Below are 16,982 nucleotides of genomic sequence, written 5' to 3'. Positions count from 1 at the left end.
TGATTGCGCATTAGAACGCAGAACGCTCTCAACCCTGAAAAGGTCGTTTTATGACGAAATGGCTGCTGGCTGCCGGAGTCTTGATGCCGCTTTACAGCGCACAGGCTACACAGGATCCGGAAGCCGTGTACAACCGTGTTTGTGGAGCCTGTCATTCCGGCCAACTACCCATGGCGCCCGAAAGAGGCGATCAGGAAGCTTGGACGCCGAGGTTGGCGAAAGGTATGGAGACGCTGGTGCAACACGTGACCCAGGGTTTCAAGGCGATGCCGCCGCGTGGTTTGTGCATGGACTGCAGTGCCGAGGATTACCAGGCCCTCATCCTCTGGATGAGCGAGAGTAAGCCCGGTCCATAACTCTTAACCCTTAGCCGTAGTTGGATTAGCTGATGAACAAACTGATCGTGAGTCTGCTGTTGACCGTGGGAATCTCAGGCTTCGCCCATGCTGCCGGTGATGCAGCCGCAGGCCAGGCGAAAGCCGCCGTATGCGGCGCCTGCCATGGCCCGGATGGCAACAGCATGGCGCCAAACTTTCCAAAGCTGGCCGGACAGGGTGAACGCTACCTGACCAAGCAATTGCATGACATCAAGTCGGGCAAGCGCACCGTTCTGGAAATGACCGGCCTGCTGACCAACCTGAGCGATCAGGACCTGGCCGACATCGCCGCCTACTTCGCCAGCCAGAAAGGCAGCGTCGGCGCCGCCGATCCGAAGATCGTCGCTCGCGGTGAAGCCCTGTTCCGTGGCGGCAACCTCGAGAAAGGCCTGCCAGCCTGCACCGGTTGCCACTCGCCCAACGGCGCCGGCAACGCAGCCGCCGGCTTCCCGCACCTGGGTGGCCAACACGCTCAGTACATCGCCAAGCAGCTGACCGATTTCCGCAAGGAAGAAGCCGGTCGCAACAACGACGGCGACGCGATGACCATGCGCACCATCGCTCGCAAGCTGAGCGATGAAGACATCGCAGCAGTCTCCAGCTACATTCAGGGCCTGCACTAAGACGCGCGATTCGAGCGTTGCGTGCAATGGCCAACGCCTGCCACGTTAACGCTCGATTAATCCGGCGCAGCAAGTATAAAAAGGGTGGCTTTGGCCGCCCTTTTTTGTGGCCGCTGCCGTTACACTACAGAACTCATGCCCGCCAGGATCTGTCTGAAAACAGGTCGCGCGAGGCGACCAAAATTGTCCAGGAGTAAAGCATGCGTAATCTGATCATCAGCGCCGCCCTCGTCGCTGCCAGCCTGTTCGGCGTGACCGCCCAGGCCGCCGAAGCCCCTGCTGCCCCTTACGTCGAGCTGAGCAACCCGGTGCCGGTCGCCGTGCCTGGCAAGATCGAAGTGGTCGAACTGTTCTGGTATGGCTGCCCGCACTGCTACGCGTTCGAGCCGGTGATCAATCCATGGGTTGAAAAACTGCCGTCCGACGTCAACTTCGTGCGCATCCCTGCAATGTTCGGTGGCCCGTGGGACGCTCACGGTCAGATGTTCCTGACCCTGGAAGCCATGGGCGTCGAGCACAACGTGCACGCTGCCGTATTCAACGCGATCCAGAAAGAACACAAGAAACTGACCGACAAGAACGACATGGCCGACTTCCTCGCCACTCAAGGCGTGGACAAGGACAAGTTCCTGGCGACCTTCGATTCGTTCGCCATCAAGGGGCAGATCGTGAAAGCCCGCGAACTGGCCAAGAAGTATGAAATCTCCGGCGTTCCAACCATGATCGTCAACGGCAAGTACCGCTTCGACATCGGCTCTGCCGGCGGCGCCGAACAAGCGCTGAAACTGGCTGACCAACTGGTGGCCAAAGAGCGAGCGACCAACAAGGCAGCCGCCAACTAAGCGCGGCAATCGCCATGCGCCGCTGGGGAACCGAACGCGTCGTTGGCCTGCATGATCCGCAGGTCAACGAGCATCACTTGGAATCGACGGGCCTGCCCGCAGACAGCCGTCTGCGCTTGCTCAGCTTCAATATTCAGGTCGGCATCAGCACCGAGCGCTATCGGCACTATCTGACCCGCAGCTGGCAGCATCTGCTGCCGCACCCCGGGCGCTCCAGCAATCTGCAAAAGATCGGCAATCTGCTCGGCGACTTCGATCTGGTCGCCCTGCAGGAAGCCGATGGCGGCAGCCTGCGTTCGGGCTACGTAAACCAGGTCGAGCACCTGGCCCAGCTAGGCGCCTTCCCCTACTGGTATCAACAACTCAATCGCAACCTTGGCCGACTGGCCCAGCACAGCAATGGCGTGCTCAGTCGCCTGCGGCCGTGGGCGATCGAAGACCACCCGCTGCCGGGTCCGAAAGGACGCGGGGCAATTCTGGTGCGTTTCGGCGAAGGCCCGGAAGCACTGGTAGTGGTGATGATGCACCTGGCGCTCGGCGCCCGGGTCCGCAGCATGCAACTGGCTTATATCCGCGAGCTGATCGGCGGCTACAAGCATCAGGTGCTGATGGGCGACATGAACACCCACGCCAGCGATCTGCTGCAACATTCGCCGTTGCGCGACCTCGGCCTGCTGGCCCCGCAACTCGAAGCGACATTCCCCAGCTGGCGCCCCCAGCGCTGCCTGGACCATATCCTGCTCAGCCCGACCCTGACCCTGGAAAAGGTCGAAGTGCTGGCACAACCGATTTCCGATCACCTGCCGGTCGCGGTAGAGATTCGTCTGCCGGGTTCGCTTACGGCCGATGCATTGCCCGCGTTGAGCACTGCCCTTCGCGGAACCCCTGAATGAGCGACGAAGCCCAGCGCTGGAAAGAGAAATACCTCAAAAGCATCGAACAACAGGAAAAGCTTGAACGTCGATGGGACGCCCGGCTCGACCTGCTGCGTCGTGGTCTGGTGCGCAGCACCCTGGCGGCGGAAGGCACTGATCGCGTGGTCGATCAGTGCATGAAAGAGATGCGCGACGTGGTGCGCACCGATGACATGGACGCCGGCCTCGCCGCCCTGCTGCCGCGCCTGGAAAAAGCCGTGCTCGATTCCGAGCAGCGCCGGGAAACCCGGATCGAACAGGTCAGCACCGCACTGACTGCGCTGGTCACTCAACTGCAATCCCTGCCCCTGCCCCGCGATGTGGCCCAGCCGCTGAAGAAATTCGCCAAGCAGCTGGACGGCCGGGTGAGTCAGGCAAGGGAAATGCCGCTGCTGCTCAGCGAACTCAGCGGTCTGCAGGGTAAGGCCTTGAGCCAACTGGAGACGCCGGCAGAACCGGGACGCCCAGGATTGTTGCAGCGTCTGTTCGGCAGCCGCGACAACGAGGAAACGCTTGCCACGGCGCCCCAGCCTGCCGTGGCCACACCACCAGCCCAGCCAGAGCAACCGCCCGTCACGCATGAAACTGCGCCCTTGCAGGAAACGTCTGTAACGACCACCGAACCGGTCGCCCCTGCGCCCGTCAGCCAAGCACCTATCGCCGCCCCCGTGGCCGAACCAGCGAAAACTCCAGAGCCAGCGCCCGAGTACCATTCTGAGCCGGAGGTGGTGGCCTTTGAGCCGGCCAGAATCCTCACCGAATCCCCCTCAGCCCCCAGCGATCCAAAACCCATCGAGCCAGAGCCGGAGCCGGAGGCTTTCACGCCTCCACCGGTTTTCGCGCCCGCAGTGCCGGCAGCCATCAACCCGGACGAACTGATCCACCCCGGCGATACCCCGCCGCCCGTGATCCTCGACAGCCTGCCCCTGCCCGAACCCATCGCTCAGGCATTGGCTGCAATCGATCCCGAGCAATCCGAACACGACATTCTCTACGCCCTGCCGGACTCGCCGGAACCGTCCTACAGCTCGGTCGCCAAACACATCGAAGACACGCTGATCGGGTTGCTGGACGACCTGACCTTGCCGGAGCGCCACCGCCCGCAAGCCGAAGCCATGCGCGACCGGCTGAAAAATGGTCTGAACTGGTACGAACTGTTGCCGATCCTCGACGATCTTGCGACTTTGATGCTGGCTATTACCGACAGCGGCCAGCACGAATTCGAAGCCTACCTGCAGCAACTCAATGAACGCCTCGAAGCATTTCAGAGCAACCTGCAGGCCGCCAGCGAAGGCCACGCCGACAACAGCTCCGCGGCGCGGGCGATGGACACGCAGATCCGCGAGCAAGTCGACGGCTTGCAGAACAGCGTGCAGGAAGCGGCCGATCTGGATGATCTCAAGCAAGTGCTGGAAAACCACCTCGAAGGCCTGCTCGGCACCATGGATCAGCACCAGAAGCAACGTGACGCCCGGGAACAGGAAGTCGCCGGACGCCTGAAAAGCCTGGCCGAGCGCGTGGCGCACATGGAGCAGGAAGCGCTAGGCTATCGCGAACACCTTGAAGAGCAGCGCCAGAAAGCCCTGATCGATCCGCTAACCGGCCTGCCCAACCGCGCCGCCTGGACCGAACGGCTCGAACATGAAATTGCCCAATGGCAGCAGCACGGCAACACCCTGAGCCTGGCCATGCTCGACCTCGACCACTTCAAACGAATCAACGACAACTACGGCCACCTGGCCGGCGACAAGGTGTTGAAGATCATCGCGACCGTGCTGCGCAAACGCCTGCGTGGCAGCGATTTCATCGCGCGTTTCGGCGGTGAAGAGTTTGTCTTGCTGCTTCCGGCGACCCCATCAGCGGTCGGCGCCAAACTCCTGGAAACCCTGCGCGCCTCCATCGAAGCCTGTCCGTTTCACTTCAAGGGCGAGCGCGTCACGATCACGGTGTCCATGGGACTGGCTGCGTTCCGGCCGGGAGAACACAGCGATCTGGTGCTCAAAAGAGCCGATCAGGCGCTTTACCGGGCGAAAAACGCAGGACGCAACCGGGTGGAGCTGGGCTGAGGCAAATGTCCCATATTGTTTAAATCAGCCCTTTAAGCATCGAAGCGCAAGGCGATACGTTACACTGTTGCATTATCGTCTTGCGTGTACTGACCTCTGCCATGAAATTTTTTACCCTCCTCGCGTCGCTACTCTTACTGGCCGGTTGTGCCAGCGGCCCGCGTTTTGACACCAGCCATCCTTCGGTCAATCACGACAGTCGCGTGCAGTTTGTGATCGTGCACTACACCTCCGCCTCGCTCGAGCGTTCACTGCAATTGCTGACCCACGGCGAAGTCAGCAGCCATTACCTGATCGGCGACGACAAGAACGCCACCATCTACAAGCTGATGGACGAGAACCTTCGCGCCTGGCACGCCGGCGAAAGCGAATGGCAAGGCCGTACCTGGCTCAACTCCAGCTCGATCGGCATCGAAATCGTCAATCCGGGTTTCAAGGACACACCGACCGGTCGCCTCTGGTATCCCTACAGCGAAGCTCAGGTGCAATCGCTGATCGTCCTGCTCAAGGACATCAGCAAACGCCAGGGCATCAGCCCGCGCCATATCATCGGCCACAGCGACATCGCTCCGCTGCGCAAGCTCGACCCGGGGCCGTTGTTCCCCTGGAAGCGTTTGGCGGCCGAAGGGCTGGGGCTCTGGCCCAACGAGCAAGCCGTGGCACGCCAGCAGGCGCAGTTCGACGCCGAGCTGCCGAGCATCACCTGGTTCCAGAGCCAACTGGCGCGCCTGGGCTACTCGACGCCACAGACCGGCGAGCTGGATGTGGCGACCCGTCATGTGCTCGCGGCCTTCCAGATGCACTACCGCCCGACGCGCTTTGACGGCACGCCGGATGCGCAAACGGCAGCGTTGCTGCTGGTGTTGAATCAGACAAAATAATGACGCCCGCCCGACGGTCAGGGCGGAAACGAAATCAGCAGCTATAACTCATTGGTAATTCTTCGGATATCCATGATGGTTGCTACCCGAGAGACGCTGCGTAGCTGGTTTTATCGCCCCTGGTTTCTGGCGATGATCGCGGCTGTCCTCAGTGCGAGCCTGCTGATCACCGGTGGACTGTTCGTGGCCATGCGCCAGGTCGAGCAAAGCGAAAGCCAGGAAATGAATGCTCAGGGCGAGAGGTTCCTGGCGCGTCTGGAACAACTGTTCGGCCAGTTGCGCGAAAGCCTCGACGACCTCGAAGCCCAACCCTTGCGCAGCTGCGACGACGAGATGATCGCCACGTTGCAGCAAGTGACGTTCAACTATCGCTTCGTCTACGAAGCCGCCTACATGGACGCCTCGCGGATCTGCTCCAACCGTCCGCGCCAGGAAGGCCTGTCGGTGATCCGTCCTCCGGACATCAAAGGTCCGACCTACAGCTACTGGCTGAACACCACCACCGAACCCGATGAAAACCGCGCAGCGCTGATGCTCGGGCGCGGAAACTTTCGCGTGGCCACCTCACGCGGGCACCTGACCGACATGGTCGACCTGTCGCCCGGCAGCAGTCTGTTGGTGGTGCTGGATCACGGGTCCCGCGCAATTCCGGTGCTCGGCGTTCCACAGGCCTGGCCGCCCACCGAGCCTTGGCCGCCGAAAACTCCGGATGCGCTGCAAGTCACCCAGTCGCACCTCATCTACCGCATGCCCACCGACAACCCGGAATACCAACTGGTGCTGATCAGCCCCCGCACGGGCATGCACATTCCGGAGCTGTGGTGGTGGATGGTGCCGTTCTGTCTGGTACTCGGTGCGTTGGTCGGGGTCCTGGTGTTCTGGATCGTCCGCCAGCGCCAGTCGCTGGACGTCGAGTTGCACGGCGCGATTCGTCGGGGCGAATTGCAGGTGCTCTATCAACCGATCTTCGATCTCGACAGCCGCAACTGCGTCGGCGCCGAAGCGCTGCTGCGCTGGCGCCGACCGGACGGCACACTGACCAGTCCCGACCTATTCATCCCGATGGCCGAAAACACCGGGCAGATTCGCCAGATGACCGACTTCGTCCTGCAACGTTTGCTCGAGCAGTTGGGCCAGTTGCTGCGAGCCAACCCGCAGCTGTACATCTCGGTGAACCTGGCCGCCTGCGACGTGATGGTGCCGCGCATCGGCCAGGTCATGGCGCGGCTGCTGACCCTGCATCGGGTGGCGGCGCGGCAGATTGCTTTCGAGGTGACCGAACGCGGCCTGATCGATGTGGTGGTGGCCCGAGAAAACCTGCAAGCGCTGCGGGATGTCGGCCATCAGGTGCTGATCGACGACTTCGGCACCGGCTATTGCAGCCTCGCCTACCTGCAAACCTTGCCAGTGGACTGCCTGAAGATCGACAAGGCCTTCATCGACGCCCTCGGCCATGACGCCGCCAGCAGCGGTGTCGCGCCGCACATCATTCACATGGCTCAGGCGCTGGATCTTAAAGTGATCGCCGAAGGGATCGAATACGAATCCCAGGCCGAGCTGCTGAGCAGCGAAGGGGTGAAGTTCGGTCAGGGCTGGCTGTTCGCCCACGCCTTGAGCGCGGTGCAGTTCATCGAGCTGATTACCCGTGGACGGCGGCTCGCCGGGCGTCGACTCGACGACGAAGCCTAGACCGCTAGCGCCATGTAGAACTGCGTGCCCTGCCCCGGCCGCGAGTAAACGCCCATCCGCCCGCCGTGCAGCTGGACGATTTCCTTGCACAGCGCCAGCCCCAGCCCGGCCCCGCCCTTCTTCCTGCCGACCTGAACGAAAGGTTCGAAGATTCGCCCTTGCTGACCGTAGGCAATCCCTTCGCCGTTGTCTTCGACGCTGATGATCACCCGCTCGCCATGGCGCCGGGCCTGCAAGCGGATCAGCCCGTCGCGCGCCGTATGGCGCAAGGCGTTGTCGATCAAATTGTCGAGGACTCGATCGAGCTGCGCCTGATCCGCCTGCAAGCGTGGCAGCGGGCCTTGCGCTTCGACCTGCAGGGTAACGCCCTTCCGGGCCGCCGAATCGGCGAAACGCAAACGCGCCTGTTCCAGCAGATCCTCGATGGAGCACGGCGCCAGCGTGAGTTTCTGCAAACCACTCTGATAGCGCGAAAAATTCAGCAGATCGTTGATCAACTGCATCAGGCGCTGCATTTCTTCATTAACCGTGTCGAGCAGGTCGGACTCGCGAGACTCCGGAGGGAACTTCGCCCGCTCGCGAAACAGCCCGAACGCCATGTGCATGCCCGTGACCGGCGTGCGCAATTCGTGGGACGCACGCAGCACGAACTCGCTACGCACCCGCTCGAAGGCGCGCTGCTCGGTGACGTCATGCAAGACCATCACCGCGCCGAGGATATGCCCCTGGGTATGGCTGACTGGCGTCAGGCTGTAGGTCAGCAGGCGCGATTCGCCATCGACTTCGATGCTCAAATCTTCCGGCGCCCGCTCTAGCGTGCCACCGCGCAACACCAGTTGCAGTTGTGCATCCAGTTCCGGGCGCTGAAGCGCCGTGCCCAGGCCCTCGCCGAAACGGTCGCTGTCCCAGCCCAGTTGTCGCTGGGCAACCGGGTTCAAGTGCTCCAGACGCCCCTGACGGTCGATCATCAGCAAGCCGTCATCGATGCTGTCGAGTACCGCTTGCAGGCGTTGTTGGCCGGCAAGCAATTCGTCGACGTTGGTCGCCTGATGTTCGCGCAGCGCTTCAGCCATCAGCCCGAAGCGGCGGGTCAGCAGGTTGATCTCCATCGCCGAGGACACCGGCAGGGTCACTTCGAAATTGCCCTGGCCGATGTTGTCCGCCGCTTTGGCCAGTGCCTCGATCGGCGCACCAAAGCGCCGGGCAATGCCTTGGGCTGTAATGAAACCGATGATCAGCACCGCCAGCCCCACCAGCCCGAGCAAACCGGAAATCAGCAGCGCCCGGTCACGGGCAGCGTGCTGGACAGCGTTGATGTTATCCAGCGCGTGTTTGTGCTCGGAGATCAATCCATTGCGCAGCGTGTTGAATCGCTCGCGCAAGTCGCCACCCCCACTCAGGGCGGCGCCCGGATCACGGGACATGTCGAACGCTTCCAGGAAGGTCAGGTAATCGCTCTTTGCCTGGCTGAAGCCATATTGGCGATTGTCATTTTTCTGCTCTTGGGCGATGCCCTCGTCGAGCAATTCAAAATAACGTTGCTTGGATGCTTCGAACGCCACGGGGTCGGGCTTTTCGGCGAGCATCATGATCAGTTGATCGCCGAGGGTCTGGCGCAATTTGAGCCCGAGGTCGAGGGTGACGAAGTTGTTGCGGATCAACGCCTCTTGGGTCCCCGCCATCTGCATCACGCTGACCAGCCCGAGCATCAGCCCGAGCAAGGCTACGGTGATCAGCGCGGAAATACTCAGGAACAAGCGGGTCCGCAACTTCATCGCCAGTTTCATCGGCGGATGCTCACAGGTTGTACTGCTTGCGCTTGCGATACAGGGTCGAGGCGTCGATCCCCAGGGTCTTGGCGGCCTGATCGAGGGTTCCGGCAGTCGCCAGTACTGCGCCGATGTGGGCTTTCTCCAACTCATCGAGGCTCAACGCGGCCCCGACCCGTGGCGCGTTGTTCGCCGGTTGTTCGGCCATGCCGAGGTGGCTGATCTCCACGCGCTCCTGCGGGCAAATGATGCTCGCCCGCTCGACCACGTTGCGCAGCTCGCGAATATTGCCGGGCCAGCGATAACCCAGCAGTGCTTCGCGGGCCTCGTCACTGAAGCCCCGGGCCGGGCGCGCGTATTCCTTCACAAAGCGTGCGAGGAAACGGTCGGCCAGGGTCAGGATGTCTTCGGCTCGTTCGCGCAGCGGGGGCAAATGCAGGGTGATGACGTTCAGGCGATAGAGCAAGTCTTCACGGAAACGTCCGTCGCGCACCATGTCTTCGAGATTGAGGTTGGTGGCAGCGAGAATGCGTACATCGGCGCGGCGGGTAACCGGATCCCCTACCCGCTCGTATTCCTTGTCCTGAATGAACCGCAGCAACTTTGGTTGCAATGTCAGGGGAAAATCGCCGATCTCGTCGAGAAAAAGCGTGCCACCATCGGCCTGATTGACGCGGCCCAGAGTACTTTCGCTAGCCCCGGTGAATGCGCCGCGACTGTGACCGAACAGCTCGCTCTCCATCAGTTCAGCGGTCAGCGACGGGCAATTGATGGTGACGCAGGATTTCTTCTCGCGCTTGCTCCAGCCGTGAATGGCTCGGGCCAGCTCACCTTTACCGGTGCCGGACTCACCGAGGATCAGGATGTTGGCGTCGGTGCTCGCCACCTGCCGCGCAGTTTCCAGTACGACTTTCATCGCCGGGCTGTGGGAATCGAGACCGTCCTTGGGTTTGCGGATCTCGCCTTCGAGGGCTTCCAGACGCGCCGAAAGCTGACGTACTTCGAGCTGCTTGGCGGTCGCCAGGCGCAATTGATCCGGGCTGCACGGTTTGACCAGATAATCGGCAGCGCCGGCCTGAATGGCATCGACCGCCGTATCGACAGCCGAATGGGCGGTGACGATCACCACCCGCATCCATGGCGCCTGAATGCGCATCTGCGCCAATACATCCAGGCCGTTGTCTTCGCCCAGACGCAAATCGAGGAAGCACAGGTCGAACACCTGACGTTGCAACAGCGCGTCAGCCTGAGCCGCGCTGTTGGCGGTGGCGACGGTATAACCTTCGTCTTCGAGGCAATAACGGAAGGTTCGCAGGATGGCGGATTCATCGTCCACCAGCAGAATGCGGCCTTGGTGCTCAGTGGCTGATTCCATTTTTCCTACGCTCCATAAGTAAATGTCTTGGGTTAGTCCCGGAAAAATCGGGCAAGTTGCATGGTTGATTCTGATCGATTCCAGTCATAGCAGGGTAGCTCTCTCCTGCCCTCACGGCTAATTCACTGATTTTGTTGATCTTTTAAACATCGCACAGTTTCCAGACGGTTTCCTGCCTCCTTTTCTGACATCCGCACCCTGCTCTCAATTCAAAAAGAATGATTTCTCCTACGAAATAATCGTGCATTACGCACGACCCTGCGCGGCTCATCGTGCAGGATGCGTCGTAAGGAATTTTCGCTACATCTGTAAATATTTGATTTTATTGATTTTTTTTAAACAAAAAAGCTGGCATGCAGGCTGCAATACCTTTCACAGCCCGGGCAGAAATGCACTGCCCCAACCGAATAAGAGTGAGGAACCCAGGATGACTCGCCCACGTGCCGCCCAAATGCGTATCTCGCCACTGCACTTGCAGCAGGCCCTATTTGGCGCACTTGCGCTGTTGATCACGCTGATCGCCTGCCAGCAGTACCTGCACTGGGAGCAGAGTCAGCAACCTGAGCCACTGATCTCGATGCAACACGCGACGCAAACGCACTTCAGCGCCGTCAGCAGCAGCCAGGCGGACAACGGCGCGATGCGCATGATGGACGTCGACCAACCACAGCCACTGGGTGACATGCCCCGTGAAGAACGCTGGGTTTTCTGATCAACGAATCTGGGCGCCCCCGCGCCGAGACCGGCAACACCCCTAAATAGAAACAAGGAGAATCACCATGTTGAGCTGGGCAATCACATTCCTGATCATTGCCATCATCGCTGCAGTACTGGGCTTCGGTGGTATCGCGGGCACCGCCACGGGTATCGCCAAGATTCTCTTTGTCGTTTTCCTGGTGATGTTCATCGCTTCCTTCTTCTTTGGCCGTCGCGGTCGAGGTTGAACATGAAGGGTTTAAAGACACTGGCAGCCGCCCTGCTTCTGGGCGGTAGTGCCATGGCGATGGCGGCCAATGACGGCCAGGCGCGGGTCAACGAGCTGTTGAGTTCCGACCCGCAATACAGGGAAACCTGGGAAGGCGTGGTGAAGAAGGAAGAACGCCTGCCGGAATGGGTGATGAACCTCTCCGGCGCGCCGGATCAGCAGATGAACGCCGTGACTGAAGATGGCGATCAGTATCTGGTGGGGCCGCTCTGCGAGTCGCAGGACAAATGCCTCAACCACCGCCTGATAGTCGCTTTCAGCTTCGACAAGAAACACGCTTACGCCATGCTGGTCGATGTGCCCGAAGGACTGCCGGCCGACAAGTCGCCAACGCGACATGCCACCTACCGCTTCCTCGGCAAGCCCGACCAGGGCATGCAGGATCTGTTGATGGAAACGCTGAAGAAAGATCCGAACTGGTATTGAACATGAGGGCAGCCGAGAGGCTGTCCTCTATTGCACCCGCCCGAGGAAGGCCGGTGCATGACCAAGGGGCCGGGACGTTTTGACTGTTGCAGGGTCGGAGTGACCTACGGGTACAGGGAGTGCCTGCGATGAGGGCCGGGTCAGGGTAAAAGCTGCGACGCAAGTTCGCCAATCGGAGCGGTTCGACGGACTTGCGCTGGGCTTTCAACGTGACAAAGCGTTGATCCAGAGCGTTCTGCTCGTCTTTTTTATCGCTCACACTGCGTGCGAAAGCATTTCGCGGTGTTTCGTCGCGACCGTATATCGAGAAAGAGTCAATCAAGTAAGTCGGACATTTAGATTCCGAACGTAGGCTTTTTCCTAAATTTTTTGTCGAAATCACTCGTTCAAAAAATAACCAACCTACGCTGTAATGGCCGGTTCACGGCACTTATGCCTGCCGAAATGTCGTATTCGAACCGGTTGGGACGCCAGTTTCATTTAAAAAAGCTCATGCCGATTCGGCATAGGGTAGGCGTTTACGGCATTAGACGGCGCAACCTTGCATCGGAATAGTTGCGCCTTTTTTCGCCTGCCGGAGAGCCGTAAACACGCGCTTCGGGGCACCTTATACGGAGGCAGATGCACAGACTTTTCCGCTGATGAGCGTTCCAGTTCCTGCATGTGCCTGAGTCAAACGCAAGTAAGGGTAAAGATAATGAAGAAGGCAAAGCTTAGCCTCGCCTGGCAGATCCTCATCGGTCTGGTGTTGGGGATTGCAATCGGTGCGTTGCTCAACCATTTCAGTGCCGAGAAGGCCTGGTGGATCAGCAACGTCCTGCAACCGGCAGGCGATATCTTTATCCGTCTGATCAAGATGATCGTGATCCCGATCGTCATCTCTTCCCTGATCGTCGGCATCGCCGGCGTGGGCGACGCCAAGAAGCTCGGGCGTATCGGCCTGAAGACCATCATCTACTTCGAAATCGTCACCACCATTGCCATCGTCGTCGGCCTGCTGCTGGCCAACCTGTTCCATCCGGGTGCCGGCATCGACATGAGCACTCTGGGCACTGTGGACATCTCCAAGTACCAGGCGACCGCCGCCGAAGTGCAGCATGAACACGCGTTCATCGAGACCATCCTCAACCTGATCCCGTCGAACATCTTCGCGGCCATGGCCCGCGGCGAGATGCTGCCGATCATCTTCTTCTCCGTGCTGTTCGGCCTCGGTCTGTCGAGCCTGCAGTCGGATCTGCGCGAGCCGCTGGTAAAGATGTTCCAGGGCGTGTCGGAAAGCATGTTCAAAGTCACCCACATGATCATGAACTACGCGCCAATCGGTGTGTTCGCCCTGATCGCGGTGACCGTGGCCAACTTCGGTTTTGCCTCGCTGCTGCCGCTGGCAAAACTGGTGATCCTGGTTTACGTCGCCATCGCCTTCTTCGCCTTCGTGGTGCTGGGCCTGATCGCCAAGATGTTCGGTTTCTCGGTGATCAAGCTGATGCGCATCTTCAAGGATGAACTGGTGCTGGCTTACTCCACCGCTTCCTCGGAAACCGTGCTGCCACGCGTGATCGAGAAGATGGAAGCCTATGGCGCACCGAAAGCCATCTGCAGCTTCGTGGTACCGACCGGCTACTCGTTCAACCTCGACGGTTCGACCCTGTACCAGTCCATCGCGGCGATCTTCATTGCCCAGCTGTACGGCATCGACCTGTCGATCAGCCAGCAACTGCTGCTGGTTCTGACCCTGATGGTCACCTCCAAAGGCATCGCCGGTGTACCGGGCGTGTCCTTCGTGGTGCTGCTGGCCACTCTGGGCAGCGTCGGCATTCCGCTGGAAGGCCTGGCCTTCATCGCCGGTGTCGACCGTGTGATGGACATGGCCCGTACCGCTCTGAACGTGATCGGTAACGCCCTCGCCGTACTGGTCATCGCTCGTTGGGAAGGCATGTACGACGACGCCAAGGGCCAGCGCTACTGGAACTCGCTGCCGCACTGGCGCAGCAAGGAAAAACTGCCGGCCGGTGACGTTTCGAAAAACTGATCCCCGCCCGCAAGGCACGCTGCCAAACCCCGGAGAAATCCGGGGTTTGTCGTTTCTGGCGACCCCGCTATCATTCGCCGCATCTTCCGGGGGATTTGACTGATGCTTAATGGCCTGTGGCTTGGCTTCTTCATCGTGGCAGCCGTTTCGGCACTGGGGCAATGGCTGATCGGCGGCAACGCCGGGATCTTCGCGGCGATGGTGGAAAGCATTTTTGCCATGGCCAAGCTGTCGGTCGAAGTCATGGTGCTGCTGTTCGGCACGCTGACCCTGTGGCTGGGCTTTCTGCGGATCGCCGAGAAAGCCGGGATCGTCGAGTGGCTGGCCAAAGTGCTCGGGCCACTGTTCCTGCGGCTGATGCCGGAGGTGCCGGCAGGGCACCCGGCGCTGGGCCTGATCACCCTGAACTTCGCGGCCAACGGCCTGGGCCTGGATAACGCCGCCACACCAATCGGCCTCAAGGCCATGAAGGCGCTGCAAGAGCTCAACCCCAGCTCGACCATCGCCAGCAACGCGCAGATCCTGTTTCTGGTGCTCAACGCCTCGTCCCTGACCCTGCTGCCGGTGACGATCTTCATGTACCGCGCCCAGCAAGGCGCGCCCGACCCGACGCTGGTGTTCCTGCCGATCCTGCTGGCCACCAGTTGCTCGACCATCGTCGGTTTCCTGTCGGTGGCGTTCATGCAGCGTCTGCGTGTGTGGGACCCGGTGGTGCTGGCTTACCTGATCCCCGGCGCGCTGATCCTCGGCGGCTTCATGGCGTTGCTCGCGACGATGTCGGCCACTGCGCTGGCGGGCTTGTCGTCGATCCTCGGCAACCTGACGCTGTTCGGCCTGATCATGCTGTTCCTGGTGATCGGCGCGTTGCGCAAGGTGAAGGTTTACGAGGCGTTCGTCGAAGGGGCGAAGGAAGGTTTCGACGTTGCCAAGAACCTGCTGCCGTATCTGGTGGCGATGCTTTGCGCGATCGGCGTATTGCGCGCGTCGGGCGCGCTGGATTTCGGCCTCGACGGCATTCGCCATCTGGTGGAGTGGGCAGGGTGGGACACGCGTTTCGTCGATGCGCTGCCGACCGCGATGGTCAAACCGTTCTCCGGCAGCGCCGCCCGGGCGATGCTGATCGAAACGATGAAGACCTCGGGCGTGGACAGCTTCCCGGCGCTGGTGGCGGCGACGGTGCAAGGCAGTACCGAAACCACGTTCTACGTATTGGCGGTGTACTTCGGCGCGGTGGGCATCCAGCGCGCCCGGCACGCCGTGGGTTGCGCGCTGCTGGCCGAACTCGCGGGCGTGCTCGGCGCTATCGGCGTCTGCTACTGGTTCTTCGGCTGATTGAAAACCCTGTGGGAGCGGGCTTGCCCGCGAAGAGGGCCGCACATCCAGAATTTCTGGTGACTGACACACCGCCATCGCGGGCAAGCCCGCTCCCACAGGGGCTACGGTGAATCAGCGTTTTGCGGGGGCAAATTTCTGGCCCTGTTCGACGGCCCACGCCACAACCTTCGCGGTGAGCCGATCACTGGCCTGTCCAAACCCGACCACCACCGCCGGCACCTGCACATCACTCAACGGCTGACGCTCTTCGAAGCGGCGGCTGGCGAGAATCTTCTGGTCGTATCCGCGCACCAGCAATGCATCGACCCGCACCACGACGCTGGCCTGATTGCCCTGGTACTCGGTCTGAAACGCCTGCAAGCTGCCGCCCAGCTCCAGATCCGCAGCAAAATTGCTGTCATCGGTACTGAGCAACGTCACCCGACCATCACGCGCAAAACCATCCAGCAACCGATTACGCACCAGCACCGGCGCCGGATCGCTCCAGCGCGAAGCCTTATAGGTGCTGATCACGTCACCCTGAGGAATTACCGCGATGCCCGGCCGGTTGAGCGCTTCGCTGGCCTGCAGTTTGTTCAGACGCAGCGACCAGTGCTGAGCCGCCGCCGAACCGGCCGAGGCGGGCGCCTGTGCCGCCGGCAAGCGGTAGACGTCCAGCGGCTCGGACTTGGGCAGGATCGAGCACGCACTGATCAGCGTGAAGCCGGCGAGGAGGGCGAGGCGAGTCAGCTTCATGGCGTGAACTCCTTGTTCTTGTCACTGCCCAGCAGGTAACCGCTGGGGTTGGCCTCCAGGCGTTGGGAAATGGCGCGCAGCGAGTTCAGGGTTTCACGCAGTTCGCGGATCGCCGGTGCCAGACCGTTGAGGCCCTGCATGCCGCTGTCGAGGGAGTTCTGGTTCTTGCTCAACAGGCCGTTGATGGTGGCGCTGCTTTGCTCCAGGGATTTCATCGCCTGTTCGGCACTGCCCAGGGCCTGCTTGCCCTGATCGTTGAGCAAGCCATTGGCGTTGCGCATCAGCGCCGAAGTCTGTTCGAGCATGTTGCCGGCCTGTTTGCCGACCGTCGCCAGTTGCTGCATGGCCTGACGCAAATCACCGCGCTGATCGTTGATCGAACCGGTGGTCTGCTCCAGATGCTCCAGGGTTTTGCTCACGCGCTCGATGTTGTCGGCGGAGAACATCTGATTGGCGTTGTTCAGCAGCGTGCTGACCCCGCTCATCAGGTCGTTGCTGTCATTGAGCAACCGCGAGATGGGTGAGGGCGAGGCGACGATGGTCGGCAGATTTCCGTCATGGCCCTTGAGTTTCGGGCTCTCTGGCGTGCCGCCGCTGAGCTGGATGATCGAGGTGCCGGTGATCCCGGCCAGGGCCAGTTTGGCCTGGGTGTCTTCCTTGACCGGCGTATCACCTGCCAGACGAATCCGCGCCAGCACCCGGCGCGGGTCCTTCGGGTCGAGGCGCAGGCTGACCACATCGCCGACCTTGATCCCGCTGTACTGCACCGGGCTGCCCCGGGACAGGCCGCTGACCGCTTCGTTGAAGACGATTTCGTAATCCTTGAACTCGGTGTCGACGCTGGACTTGGCCAGCCACAGACCGAAGAGCAGGGCGCCCGCCACCACAATCACCGTGAACAGGCCGATCAATACATGATGGGCTCGGGTTTCCATG

At 61.0% G+C, this 16,982-nt stretch carries 16 protein-coding genes; 12 read left to right on the top strand and 4 right to left on the bottom strand.

Going from position 1 to position 16,982, the window contains the following annotated elements:
- The first annotated feature begins 50 nt into the window (after positions 1 to 50).
- The 7 genes from QR290_RS01330 (at position 51) to QR290_RS01300 (ending at position 7,392) form a co-directional block, all read left to right on the top strand.
- On the top strand, positions 51 to 356 hold the full coding sequence (locus tag QR290_RS01330; RefSeq protein ID WP_115079836.1) for a c-type cytochrome: 306 nt from the start codon (positions 51 to 53) through the stop codon (positions 354 to 356).
- Positions 357 to 388: 32 nt separating this feature from the next.
- On the top strand, positions 389 to 1,000 hold the full coding sequence (locus QR290_RS01325; RefSeq protein ID WP_039764863.1) for a c-type cytochrome: 612 nt from the start codon (positions 389 to 391) through the stop codon (positions 998 to 1,000).
- A gap of 200 nt (positions 1,001 to 1,200) precedes the next feature.
- The gene (locus QR290_RS01320; RefSeq protein ID WP_007954043.1) at positions 1,201 to 1,842 is read left to right on the top strand and encodes a thiol:disulfide interchange protein DsbA/DsbL; all 642 of its coding nucleotides are present in this window, start codon (positions 1,201 to 1,203) and stop codon (positions 1,840 to 1,842) included.
- 14 nt (positions 1,843 to 1,856) lie between these two features.
- Positions 1,857 to 2,735, top strand: coding sequence for an endonuclease/exonuclease/phosphatase family protein (locus tag QR290_RS01315; RefSeq protein WP_039764867.1), 879 nt, complete (start codon positions 1,857 to 1,859; stop codon positions 2,733 to 2,735).
- Complete coding sequence (locus QR290_RS01310; RefSeq protein ID WP_289204154.1) at positions 2,732 to 4,822, top strand: diguanylate cyclase; 2,091 nt, start codon at positions 2,732 to 2,734, stop codon at positions 4,820 to 4,822. Before QR290_RS01315 ends, QR290_RS01310 begins: the two co-directional genes overlap by 4 nt.
- Positions 4,823 to 4,923: 101 nt before the next feature.
- Positions 4,924 to 5,703: an N-acetylmuramoyl-L-alanine amidase gene (locus QR290_RS01305; RefSeq protein ID WP_007954046.1), complete on the top strand. Its 780-nt coding sequence runs from the start codon at positions 4,924 to 4,926 to the stop codon at positions 5,701 to 5,703.
- 75 nt (positions 5,704 to 5,778) lie between these two features.
- On the top strand, positions 5,779 to 7,392 hold the full coding sequence (locus QR290_RS01300) for an EAL domain-containing protein (RefSeq protein ID WP_289204153.1): 1,614 nt from the start codon (positions 5,779 to 5,781) through the stop codon (positions 7,390 to 7,392).
- Here the strand turns inward: QR290_RS01300 and QR290_RS01295 are convergent.
- Both QR290_RS01295 and algB read right to left on the bottom strand, forming a co-directional pair.
- Positions 7,389 to 9,179, bottom strand: a complete 1,791-nt coding sequence (locus QR290_RS01295) for a KinB sensor domain-containing domain (RefSeq protein ID WP_115079832.1) — start codon at positions 9,177 to 9,179, stop codon at positions 7,389 to 7,391. The two genes, QR290_RS01300 and QR290_RS01295, sit on opposite strands and share 4 nt — an antisense overlap.
- A gap of 10 nt (positions 9,180 to 9,189) precedes the next feature.
- Positions 9,190 to 10,536 (bottom strand): sigma-54-dependent response regulator transcription factor AlgB, encoded by a 1,347-nt coding sequence (algB, locus tag QR290_RS01290; RefSeq protein ID WP_025112294.1) that lies wholly within the window; start codon positions 10,534 to 10,536, stop codon positions 9,190 to 9,192.
- A gap of 427 nt (positions 10,537 to 10,963) precedes the next feature.
- Between algB and QR290_RS01285 the strand changes: the two genes are divergently transcribed.
- The 5 genes from QR290_RS01285 (at position 10,964) to QR290_RS01265 (ending at position 15,308) form a co-directional block, all read left to right on the top strand.
- Positions 10,964 to 11,248: a hypothetical protein gene (locus QR290_RS01285; RefSeq protein ID WP_115079831.1), complete on the top strand. Its 285-nt coding sequence runs from the start codon at positions 10,964 to 10,966 to the stop codon at positions 11,246 to 11,248.
- A gap of 67 nt (positions 11,249 to 11,315) precedes the next feature.
- Positions 11,316 to 11,480, top strand: coding sequence for a DUF1328 domain-containing protein (locus QR290_RS01280; RefSeq protein ID WP_003177151.1), 165 nt, complete (start codon positions 11,316 to 11,318; stop codon positions 11,478 to 11,480).
- A 2-nt stretch (positions 11,481 to 11,482) separates the two neighbouring features.
- A complete protein-coding gene (locus QR290_RS01275) occupies positions 11,483 to 11,947 on the top strand; it encodes an inhibitor of vertebrate lysozyme family protein (RefSeq protein WP_007954053.1) in 465 nt (154 codons plus the stop codon).
- A 697-nt stretch (positions 11,948 to 12,644) separates the two neighbouring features.
- A complete protein-coding gene (gene gltP, locus QR290_RS01270; RefSeq protein ID WP_085612511.1) occupies positions 12,645 to 13,976 on the top strand; it encodes a glutamate/aspartate:proton symporter GltP in 1,332 nt (443 codons plus the stop codon).
- 102 nt (positions 13,977 to 14,078) lie between these two features.
- Complete coding sequence (locus QR290_RS01265) at positions 14,079 to 15,308, top strand: nucleoside recognition domain-containing protein (RefSeq protein WP_115079829.1); 1,230 nt, start codon at positions 14,079 to 14,081, stop codon at positions 15,306 to 15,308.
- Between the two features lie 114 nt (positions 15,309 to 15,422).
- On the opposite strand, the gene QR290_RS01260 is transcribed toward QR290_RS01265, so the two are convergent.
- Together QR290_RS01260 and QR290_RS01255 are read right to left on the bottom strand one after the other, a co-directional pair.
- The gene (locus tag QR290_RS01260) at positions 15,423 to 16,046 is read right to left on the bottom strand and encodes an ABC-type transport auxiliary lipoprotein family protein (protein WP_289204152.1); all 624 of its coding nucleotides are present in this window, start codon (positions 16,044 to 16,046) and stop codon (positions 15,423 to 15,425) included.
- Positions 16,043 to 16,981 (bottom strand): MlaD family protein, encoded by a 939-nt coding sequence (locus QR290_RS01255; protein WP_115079827.1) that lies wholly within the window; start codon positions 16,979 to 16,981, stop codon positions 16,043 to 16,045. The genes QR290_RS01260 and QR290_RS01255 overlap by 4 nt, the downstream gene beginning before the upstream one ends.
- Position 16,982: the final 1 nt, after the last annotated feature.

The organism is Pseudomonas fluorescens (genome assembly GCF_030344995.1).
In the GTDB taxonomy this organism is placed as follows: domain Bacteria; phylum Pseudomonadota; class Gammaproteobacteria; order Pseudomonadales; family Pseudomonadaceae; genus Aquipseudomonas; species Aquipseudomonas fluorescens_BF.
Note: the sequence above shows the minus strand (reverse complement) of the source record. Positions and strands in the feature narration are given on the sequence as shown.

What these genes read in the sequence shown, in the direction of transcription:
- QR290_RS01330 (WP_115079836.1), top strand. Translation starts at nt 51, where the DNA reads ATGACGAAATGGCTGCTGGCTGCCGGAGTCTTGATGCCGCTTTACAGC.
- QR290_RS01325 (WP_039764863.1), top strand. Translation starts at nt 389, where the DNA reads ATGAACAAACTGATCGTGAGTCTGCTGTTGACCGTGGGAATCTCAGGC.
- QR290_RS01320 (WP_007954043.1), top strand. Translation starts at nt 1,201, where the DNA reads ATGCGTAATCTGATCATCAGCGCCGCCCTCGTCGCTGCCAGCCTGTTC.
- QR290_RS01315 (WP_039764867.1), top strand. Translation starts at nt 1,857, where the DNA reads ATGCGCCGCTGGGGAACCGAACGCGTCGTTGGCCTGCATGATCCGCAG.
- QR290_RS01310 (WP_289204154.1), top strand. Translation starts at nt 2,732, where the DNA reads ATGAGCGACGAAGCCCAGCGCTGGAAAGAGAAATACCTCAAAAGCATC.
- QR290_RS01305 (WP_007954046.1), top strand. Translation starts at nt 4,924, where the DNA reads ATGAAATTTTTTACCCTCCTCGCGTCGCTACTCTTACTGGCCGGTTGT.
- QR290_RS01300 (WP_289204153.1), top strand. Translation starts at nt 5,779, where the DNA reads ATGGTTGCTACCCGAGAGACGCTGCGTAGCTGGTTTTATCGCCCCTGG.
- QR290_RS01295 (WP_115079832.1), bottom strand. Translation starts at nt 9,179, where the DNA reads ATGAAACTGGCGATGAAGTTGCGGACCCGCTTGTTCCTGAGTATTTCC.
- algB (WP_025112294.1), bottom strand. Translation starts at nt 10,536, where the DNA reads ATGGAATCAGCCACTGAGCACCAAGGCCGCATTCTGCTGGTGGACGAT.
- QR290_RS01285 (WP_115079831.1), top strand. Translation starts at nt 10,964, where the DNA reads ATGACTCGCCCACGTGCCGCCCAAATGCGTATCTCGCCACTGCACTTG.
- QR290_RS01280 (WP_003177151.1), top strand. Translation starts at nt 11,316, where the DNA reads ATGTTGAGCTGGGCAATCACATTCCTGATCATTGCCATCATCGCTGCA.
- QR290_RS01275 (WP_007954053.1), top strand. Translation starts at nt 11,483, where the DNA reads ATGAAGGGTTTAAAGACACTGGCAGCCGCCCTGCTTCTGGGCGGTAGT.
- gltP (WP_085612511.1), top strand. Translation starts at nt 12,645, where the DNA reads ATGAAGAAGGCAAAGCTTAGCCTCGCCTGGCAGATCCTCATCGGTCTG.
- QR290_RS01265 (WP_115079829.1), top strand. Translation starts at nt 14,079, where the DNA reads ATGCTTAATGGCCTGTGGCTTGGCTTCTTCATCGTGGCAGCCGTTTCG.
- QR290_RS01260 (WP_289204152.1), bottom strand. Translation starts at nt 16,046, where the DNA reads ATGAAGCTGACTCGCCTCGCCCTCCTCGCCGGCTTCACGCTGATCAGT.
- QR290_RS01255 (WP_115079827.1), bottom strand. Translation starts at nt 16,981, where the DNA reads ATGGAAACCCGAGCCCATCATGTATTGATCGGCCTGTTCACGGTGATT.